Annotated in this window: 8 protein-coding genes; 6 read left to right on the top strand and 2 right to left on the bottom strand. The window is 34.0% G+C overall.

Features of this window, described 5'->3' with window-relative positions; all coding sequences use genetic code 11:
- The 6 genes from allD to CD111_RS09510 all read left to right on the top strand — a co-directional run.
- Window positions 1–687: ureidoglycolate dehydrogenase (gene allD / locus CD111_RS09535; protein ID WP_103268501.1), on the top strand; the 687-nt coding region annotated here is incomplete at its 5' end.
- Between the two features lie 15 nt (window positions 688–702).
- Window positions 703–2,454 (top strand): acyl-CoA synthetase FdrA, encoded by a 1,752-nt coding sequence (locus CD111_RS09530; RefSeq protein ID WP_095085416.1) that lies wholly within the window; start codon window positions 703–705, stop codon window positions 2,452–2,454.
- Window positions 2,454–3,719, top strand: a complete 1,266-nt coding sequence (locus CD111_RS09525) for a YlbE family protein (RefSeq protein ID WP_095085419.1) — start codon at window positions 2,454–2,456, stop codon at window positions 3,717–3,719. Before CD111_RS09530 ends, CD111_RS09525 begins: the two co-directional genes overlap by 1 nt.
- Window positions 3,716–4,495 (top strand): oxamate carbamoyltransferase subunit AllH family protein, encoded by a 780-nt coding sequence (locus tag CD111_RS09520; RefSeq protein WP_095085422.1) that lies wholly within the window; start codon window positions 3,716–3,718, stop codon window positions 4,493–4,495. Before CD111_RS09525 ends, CD111_RS09520 begins: the two co-directional genes overlap by 4 nt.
- The gene (gene arcC, locus CD111_RS09515; RefSeq protein ID WP_095085425.1) at window positions 4,492–5,427 is read left to right on the top strand and encodes a carbamate kinase; all 936 of its coding nucleotides are present in this window, start codon (window positions 4,492–4,494) and stop codon (window positions 5,425–5,427) included. The genes CD111_RS09520 and arcC overlap by 4 nt, the downstream gene beginning before the upstream one ends.
- 78 nt (window positions 5,428–5,505) lie before the next feature.
- Window positions 5,506–6,723 (top strand): CynX/NimT family MFS transporter, encoded by a 1,218-nt coding sequence (locus tag CD111_RS09510; protein ID WP_095085428.1) that lies wholly within the window; start codon window positions 5,506–5,508, stop codon window positions 6,721–6,723.
- 501 nt (window positions 6,724–7,224) lie between these two features.
- On the opposite strand, the gene CD111_RS09505 is transcribed toward CD111_RS09510, so the two are convergent.
- A complete protein-coding gene (locus tag CD111_RS09505; protein ID WP_095085431.1) occupies window positions 7,225–8,442 on the bottom strand; it encodes a pyridoxal-phosphate-dependent aminotransferase family protein in 1,218 nt (405 codons plus the stop codon).
- A gap of 586 nt (window positions 8,443–9,028) precedes the next feature.
- A partial coding sequence (locus tag CD111_RS12480; RefSeq protein WP_103268500.1) for a hypothetical protein occupies window positions 9,029–9,248 on the bottom strand: 220 nt, incomplete at its 5' end.

Here is a 9,248-nt window from a genome sequence, read left to right as displayed (position 1 = left end):
TACTTTGTTGAAATGGCAGCTAAAGAAGACATGGTTGGTTTAAGTATGTGTCAATCAGATCCAATGGTCGTACCATTTGGTGGAACAGAACCATACTTTGGTACAAATCCAATTGCTTTCAGTGCGCCATCAAATGATGATCGCATCATAACGTTTGATATGGCAACAACTGTTCAAGCTTGGGGAAAAGTCTTAGATGCTCGTAGTAAAAACGAGTCCATCCCTGACACTTGGGCGGTAAATGATAAAGGTGAACCTACAACGAATTCTCGTGACGTACATGCTTTAGTACCAGTAGCTGGGCCTAAAGGGTACGGATTGATGATGATGGTTGATATTCTGTCTGGAAGCTTGTTAGGCGTACCGCACGGTATACATGTGTCTTCAATGTATAAAGACTTAACAAAAGGTAGAGATTTAGGACAATTACACATTGTAATTAATCCAGCATACTTTACAGATTTACAACAATTTAAAGAACAAATCACAACAATGTTAGATGAATTGAAAGCACAACCAGCTGCAGAAGGATTTGGAGAAATTTATTATCCTGGTGAGCGTGGAAAACTAAGAAGTGAAAAATATGACGAATTAGGAATAGAGATAGTTGACGATATTTACAACTACCTTATTTCTGATGACGTACATTTTGACAAATATCACGGCAAAAACAGATTTGCCGAATAATAGTTGGAGGAAAAAATGTTATATACAATTATAAAAGAAAACACATATCAAGATTCAATTGTATTGATGCTTTTATCAAACAAATTATCATCAATTGATGGTGTGAATAAAGTATCAATCATGATGGGAACACCGGCAAATAAAGATATATTTAAATCTTCAGGTTTAGGTACAGATGATTTAGAAAAAGCAAAACCAAATGATATTGTCATCGTAGTAGATACAGATGATGAAGCAAAAGTTGATGAAGTAAGTCATGCTGTGGATGAAGAATTAAAAGGCAATGCAGAAAAAGACGAATCTTCAAGCAGTAAAGAAGCTAATAATTGGAATAAAGCTATGGATTTAGCAAATAATCCAAACTTAGCGATGATTTCAATTCCTGGACAATATGCAGCTATGGAAGCTGACAATGCACTTAATAATGGATTGCACGTATTTATGTTCAGTGACAATGTTGCTAAAGAAGATGAAGTAGCACTTAAACAAAAAGCCCATGAAAAAGGACTTATGGTTATGGGTCCTGACTGTGGTACAGGTATTATTCATAGTGTACCTTTAGCATTTACAAACATTGTAAATGAAGGAGATATCGGTGTAGTTGGTGCTTCAGGCACAGGAATCCAAGAAGTAACGACTATTATTGACCGTGAAGGTAAAGGTGTAACAAACGCAATAGGAACAGGTGGACGTGACTTATCTACTGAAGTTGGTGCGATTACAATGCTTGATTCAATTAAAGCATTAAATCAAGACCCTAAAGTAGAAGTGATTACTGTTATTTCTAAGCCACCAGCTAAAGAAGTTGAAGATAAAGTATTAAATGTATTACGTAACATTGAAAAACCAATTGTGACTTTATTCTTAGGACACAAACCTGAATATACTGAAGCAAACATTTATCATGCATATACGCTAGAAGAAGCAGCTCGTGTATCTGTTCAATTATCAAATAAAGAAGAACCAAACTTTACACCATCTGTTCTTAAAGATGTAGAAGTAAAATTAGACGACGAACAAAAAGCAATCAAAGGTTACTATTCTGGTGGTACATTAGCGTCAGAAGCAGCGATGCTTATTAAAGATGCACTTAATGTAAACAGTGATAAAGCAGAAGGATTTGCATTAAAAGCTGGAGATCATGAAGTGATTGACTTAGGTGACGATATGTATACTCAAGGTAAACCTCACCCAATGATTGATCCAGAAAAACGTATTGAAATGTTAGAAACTTCAGCTGACCAAGCTTCAACAGCTGTTATTATGATTGATAACGTTATCGGTTACGGAAGCCATGATGATATGGCTAATGAACTTGCACCAACTATTTCACGTATTAAAGCTAAAGTACAAGAGCAAGGTAGAGATATTGCGATTTTAGCAACAGTTGTTGGTACAGAACATGATCATCAAGGTTATGAACAACAACAACAAACATTACGTGAAGCTGGCGCTATTATTTGTGATACAAACGATCAAATGGTTCGTACAGCAATCGAATTAGTAGGTGGAAAAGTTGAACAACCTGTATTAGAAGTGAAAACTTTTGAACCAACTAAAGTTGATCTTAAAGTTGACGAAAAAATCATGAACTTAATTAATATGAAACCAAGTGTAATCAATATTGGTCTTAAGAGCTTTACTGAAGCAATTGAACAAAGTTGTTCAGAAGTTGTTCAATTTAATTGGAGACCAATCGCAGGCGGTAATGAAAAATTAATGAAAGTATTACAATTTTTAAATAATTATGAAGGAGAATCAGTATAATGGAATTCAAAACAATTGATGAAGCCAATCAAGCTGTCATAGATAAGATGGTTGCAGCTGCACCTTTCTTAGTAGATGTTGTGCCAGCTAAAACGAAAATTCCAGAACTTAAAGAACATGTTCTTCTACATTCAGGCCCACCAATGACATATCAAGATATGACAGATCCGATGCAAGGTGCATGTGTAGGCGCTATTCTTTTCGAAGGATGGGTAGAAGACGAAGCATCTGCAAGAAAAATGTTAGAAAACGGCGAAATCAAATTGATTCCTTGTCATCATGTAAATACTGTTGGTCCAATGGGCGGTATTACGTCAATGAACATGCCAGTATTAGTCGTTGAAAATAGAGAAAGCGGTAATGAAGCTTATTGCCAAATGAATGAAGGTATTGGCGCTGTTATGCGTTTCGGTGCATATAATGAACAAGTTATCAATCGTCTACACTGGATGAAAGATGTATTAGGTCCAATATTAGGTGAAGCTATCCGTACAATGGATGATGGTATGAACGTAAACGTGTTAATTGCTAAAGCAATTGCAATGGGTGATGAGTTCCATCAACGTAACATCGCAGCATCATATGCTTTCTTACGTGATGTAGCACCGATTATCTCTTCATTAGATCATATTGATAATGTTAAACGTACTGAAGTACTTCAGTTCTTAGCTGACACAGATCAATTCTTCTTAAACGTAGCTATGGCTACTGGAAAAGCAATGATGGATGCTGCTAGACAAATTGAAGCAGGTACAGTTGTAACTGCGATGACTCGTAATGGTCATGAATTTGGTATTCGTATTGCAGGTATGGGCGATGAATGGTTCACTGGACCGGTAAATACGCCACAAGGATTATATTTCACAGGCTATTCAGCAGACGATGCTAACCCAGATATGGGTGATTCAGCTATCACTGAAACAATTGGTGTAGGTGGTATGGCGATGATCGCAGCGCCAGCTGTTACACGATTTGTTGGTACAGGTGGTTTTGATGACGCATTACAAACAAGTAATGACATGACTGAAATCACAATCGGTGAAAATCCAAACTTCTCTATTCCTACATGGAACTTTAAAGGTGCTGTGTTAGGTATAGATGCAAGAAAAGTAGTAGAAACTGGTATTACACCAGTAATCAATACAGGTATTGCACATAAAGTAGCTGGATTCGGCCAAATTGGTGCGGGTACAGTACACCCACCAATTGAATGTTTCGAAAAAGCAATTACAGCATATGCTGAGAAATTAGGCTTTGATAAATGATTTTAAATGCAAGTGCGGCTGGTAAAGTCGCACTTGATTTATTGAGAAATCACGAAACATTTTATGTGCATAGTATTTTCAAAAAAGGTTTCAATATTTTGAATGATAATCAAGATTTAATTTTTATAGGTACAGACGAAAATGGACGATTTCCATTTGGGTTACTTGTTGATGAATATACGAAACAAATCATGCTTTCTAATATTAAAATTGGTCAAACTTTATTTGTTAAACATCATACTTTAAATGTGAACGATATCAAATTGAATTTTGAAGTTAATGAATTAAATATTGAAAATGACTTTGAACAATGTAATATAACTTTACTTAAAGAACAGCTAAATAAGCTATCTTTCGAAGAATATAATGAATCGGATTTTTCTTTAGAGCAAGTCGATGAACTGTTAAATATGTTAGCGACTGAATCTTCGAATATTACAAAACACTTACGTTACTTTATTGGAAGAGGGCAAGGATTAACGCCAACAGGTGATGATATTTTGACGGGGATATTGTATGTTCACAATTTGAAGAATTTTATTCTAGATGAACATTTAAAAACAATCGAAACGTTAATGCATCAATCTTTAACTACAGTTGTAAGTGAAGCATTCTTAAAGAGTGCAGTTAAAGGGATGTTTAGTTCGAGAATAACAAAATTACAACATGATGCGTCAATGAAATCAATTGAAGAGCTGAAATCAGTAGGCTCATCATCGGGAATGGATACTTTATACGGTATTTATATCTCACTAAATAAGGAGTGGAAGAAATGAGTAAAAGAGTCGTTCTAGCATTAGGTGGAAACGCAATATTACAACCTAAGCAAGAAGCTACATATGAAAATCAATTTAATAATGTAATGTCAGCAACTAAAAAAATGATCGAAATTAAAGAAGCAGGACATAAAATCGTTATTACCCATGGTAATGGACCACAAGTTGGTAATATCATTGCTCAAAACGAATTTGCTAAAGATTCAGTACATCCTTTACCAATTTACGTATGTAATGCAGAATCACAAGGTATGATTGGTTATATGATGGAGATGGCATTAAAAAATCATTTAAACAAAGCAAATATCAAATCAAATGTAAGTACATTATTAACAATGGTAGAAGTTGATAAAGATGATCAAGCATTTGAAAATCCAACTAAACCAATTGGTGTGTTCTTTGATGAAGAAGAAGCTAAGAAATTAGAAGCTGAAAAAGGCTTTGTAATGGGTGAAGACGCAGGAAGAGGATACCGCAGATTAGTACCTTCTCCAGAACCGCTTGTTATCCATGGTGTTGAAGAAATTAAATCATTAATTGATAACACAATTGTTATTTCATCAGGTGGAGGCGGTATACCTGTATATCGTTCAGAAGACGGTGAATTAAACGGTGTAGAAGCAGTTATTGATAAAGATAGATCAGGATTAAAATTATCTGAACAAGTCGAAGCAGATGTGTTCATGATGCTTACGGATGTATCAAATGTTTACATTAACTTCGGTAAAGAAAACGAACAAAAACTCGAACAAATTACAGTTGAAGAAGCTGAACAATATGTAAGTGAAGGTCAATTCCCAGCTGGAAGCATGCTTCCTAAAATTCAAGCAGCTATTGAATTCGCAAAAACAGGTAAAGAATCTATTATCTGTTCATTAAATGAAGCTGTTGATGCTCTAGATGGAAAAGCTGGAACACGCATTGTAAAATAAGTCTAATAAGTCTAGACTGGGGCAAAAGAGATTAGATCTTATGCCCATTTTCCTAAAAAATTATTTGGAAGTGATGTTTTGGAAGAAAGAATCAAAAAATATAGAATTAAAGACATATGGATTATCTTATTGGGCATGATTTTTGTTGCTTCTACATTGAGAGCACCACTAACATCTGTTGGTCCAGTCGTAGATCTTATAAAATCAACGCTAGAAATCAATAATAGTTTAGCTGGTTTCTTAACAACTATTCCATTATTAATATTTGGTTTCGTTTCACCGATTGTATCTAAAGTTGTAACGAAATTAACGATGTCTGGAACAATTGTTTATGCACTACTGTTATTAATAGTAGGTCTATTATTAAGAGTTGCAGGCGATATTAATTTATTTATATTAGGTACAATTATTCTTGGGATAGCCATTGCGTTTGGAAATGTTTGTTTACCAAGTTATGTTAAATGGAGATTCCCACTACAAATCGGTCTATTTACTGGTATTTATAGTGCAACGATGAACTTCACAGCTGGATTAGGTGGCGGATTAAGTTATCCGTTATCACAAATTTCACCATTAGGTTTCCGTCTGTCATTGTCATTTTGGATTGTATTAACAGTATTAGCATTGATATTTTGGTGGCCACAAGTTAAAGGTGGTAAAGAAGAAGAAATTAAAGCAACTAAAGAAATGCAATCGAAAGTACAAGGTCCAAAGCCTAATATTGTACGAAACAAGCTTGCATGGGCAGTTGCATTAACAATGGGATTCCAATCAATGGTATTCTATACAGTTGTTGCATGGGTGCCTTCAATCTTAATAGATAAAGGATTAGATCCATCGACTGCTGGTTATTTCTTAATGTTGAATCAGTTTTCACAAGTACCAATGACGTTTATGTTTCCAATTATAGCTTCTAAAATGAAAAACCAAAAAATACTAGTAACAATCGTTACTGTATTGTTCTTAATTGGATTCAGTCTATTGTTTACTCAATCAACTGCATTATTAGCAATCGCTATGATTATAGCAGGGTTAGCGATGGGTGCATGTTTTAGTTTATGTATGACATTCTTCTCAATCCGTGCTAGAACAAGTAAAGGGAGTATGTCCTTATCAGGATTTGGACAATCAATTGGCTATTTTATAGCAGCAATTGGTCCATTCTTAATCGGATATTTACATGATGCATTTGGTGGGTGGAACGTAGGTATTATTTCATTACTTGTGATATCTGTTTTATTCTTTATATTTGCGTTACAAGCAGCAAAGGACAAATATATAGAAGACTACGAATAATAAAAGTCTAGGATATAATGTCTCCGAAACTCAAAAAAGCAGAAGAAAATCAGATTTATATCTGATTTTCTTTTGCTTTTTGCATTTTGAATAGGGAATGATTGCTCAAGATTATTATTATCATCATCTTGTGGATTAACCATTGAGTTATTCCAAGACATCGCTCATTTCGTGGATTAACCATTGAGTTATTCCAAGACATCGCTCATTTCGTGGATTAACCATTGAGTTATTCCAAGACATCGCCTATTTTGTGGATTAACTATTGAGTTATTCCAAGACATTGCTCATTTTGCGGATTAACTATTAAGTTATTCCAAGACATCGCTTATTTCGTGGATTAACCATTGAGTTATTCCAAGACTTTGTCGTCCACCTCAACAGTTGATTCAGAATTTATCTATAAACAGTGTGCATCAAAAAAACCGAGAAAATCACTTTTTATCATGATTTTCTCGGTTTGATTCTGCCTGAAACAAATGATGTCTCAGGTGTTTTTATTTATGCTTGTTCATAATATTTAATCAATGTATTGAGTGCTTTTGTAGGATCAATACCCTTAACACCTTGTTGTGATAATAATAATGAAAATGCTGATATAAACGTAAGAATATTTTGTTTTTGTACACCATAGCCCATTAATCCAATTCTCCAAATTGCATCTTTAAGTTCACCGAATGAACCAGCGATTTCGATACCAAATTGTTCTAGCAACTCTTGCCTGAATTGGTTCGCTTCAACACCATCTGGTATTTCAACGCAAATGACCATTTTCATTTCATGATCTTTGTCACCATAGATCTTAAGGCCTAACGCTTCAAGTGCTTTCTTTAAGCCCTTATGATGATATTCATGGCGAGCGCTTCTTTGTTCAACGCCTTCATCTAAAGCAATTTTTAGACCAGTATTTAATGCATATACCATTACTGTTGATTCTGTATGATGATTTAATCGTTTAGGGCTCCAATAATCTTGGAGTTGTGTTAAATCAAAGTAATTACTCTTGATGAATGTTTCTCTTTCAGTCTTTTCATCAGTACGAATGCCTTCTTCAACACGTTTTCTTGTGTTAATAGCTTCACTAAAGCGGTCATTAAACGTTATAGGTGTGATGCCTGATGGGACTGAAAGGCACTTTTGAGCGCCTCCGATGACAGCATCAAGTTCCCATTCATCGACAGGAATGGTCGTACCCATATATGTTGCAACTGCATCGACAACTGAATATATACCGCGTTCTTTACAAGCTTTCCCTAATTGATCAATAGGCTGTAAACGTCCAGTAGATGTTTCACCATGAACAATTGCCAATACTTTAGGGTTTACCATATCTAACGCTTTAATAATTTCTTCTTGTGGTAATACTTCACCTAATGGACATTCGATTGTATGTACAATACCGCCTACACGTTGTACAAGTTCAGCAAATAAATGTCCAAAGCGACCAATAATCGGTACAAGCACACGGTCACCTGGTTCAACGATACTAGAGATTACAGATTCTAAACCAGCTCTGCTTGTTCCATCAATAGGAAATGACCATTGATTTTTAGTTAAAAATGACTTTCTAATTAATGTCATTGTTTCATCCATTATAGATGTAAAGTCTGGGTCGAATTGACCTAAAATAGAGTTGCTCATTGCCTGAGAAACACGCGGGTCAACACTTACCGGACCTGGTGTCATGATTAATCTTTTTGGTATTTTTAATTCACTCATTTTTATATTCGCTCCTTTACACTTTTCCTTCTTAATTGTAACTTAAATTAAAATCAACTTCTTTGTTAAAATTTACAAAGTGAATAACATTTTTTATTTAAAAAGGCTAAATTTATCAGAATGTTGCAAATATTAAGTGATGTATAATTTGTTTGTTAGTAATTAAAGAATTCATTTTATTATTTCACAAATTTTTATCGATATGATAAATTCTAATAAAAAAGTGCTCATTACTTAGTTTGTTCCACCTTGTTCTCAAAATTTTTCTAGATGCTAGGTATTTGATATTTGGCCATTTTTATTTTTTAATGGGTGTGAAAAAGAGTGCAAACCTTTTTTTATCAACGGATTGCACTCTTTTGAGTTATGTCTGAAAGCATTATTATATTGTCTAAATTTATTGAGTAGCAAATAGATATTAAATGAACATCAGAAGGAACATTGTAAAGCATTTGCCGATGTTAGGGGGAGGTGATAGATTAATAATTGCGTCAACTGTTATTAATTCTGAATGTTCTTTTTTATGTAATTCAAGTATTTAAAATGTAAAACTAATAAAAAAATAGGCATATTATAGAACTGGAAATTAGTCAATTATAGCAGACATACATAATTGAATATTGTATTCACTTTTTTCGTTATCTACAGTATTCAAAAATTCATCTATTATATCTTGTAAATTTTCCCACTGCTCTTTCGTAATTTTTATATCTTTAATCATTAGTTTTGAATTATCTTCATCATGGTTATTATTTATATCATCTTCAAGTAACTTCAAAGCTTTTTTTTGACTAAGAATATAATAT

The organism is Mammaliicoccus stepanovicii (assembly GCF_002902525.1).
Classification (GTDB): Bacteria; Bacillota; Bacilli; order Staphylococcales; family Staphylococcaceae; genus Mammaliicoccus; species Mammaliicoccus stepanovicii.
The sequence above is the reverse complement of the archived record's forward strand: the minus strand, read 5'-3'. Positions and strand labels throughout refer to the sequence as shown.

What these genes read in the sequence shown, in the direction of transcription:
- CD111_RS09530 (WP_095085416.1), top strand. Translation starts at nt 703, where the DNA reads ATGTTATATACAATTATAAAAGAAAACACATATCAAGATTCAATTGTA.
- CD111_RS09525 (WP_095085419.1), top strand. Translation starts at nt 2,454, where the DNA reads ATGGAATTCAAAACAATTGATGAAGCCAATCAAGCTGTCATAGATAAG.
- CD111_RS09520 (WP_095085422.1), top strand. Translation starts at nt 3,716, where the DNA reads ATGATTTTAAATGCAAGTGCGGCTGGTAAAGTCGCACTTGATTTATTG.
- arcC (WP_095085425.1), top strand. Translation starts at nt 4,492, where the DNA reads ATGAGTAAAAGAGTCGTTCTAGCATTAGGTGGAAACGCAATATTACAA.
- CD111_RS09505 (WP_095085431.1), bottom strand. Translation starts at nt 8,442, where the DNA reads ATGAGTGAATTAAAAATACCAAAAAGATTAATCATGACACCAGGTCCG.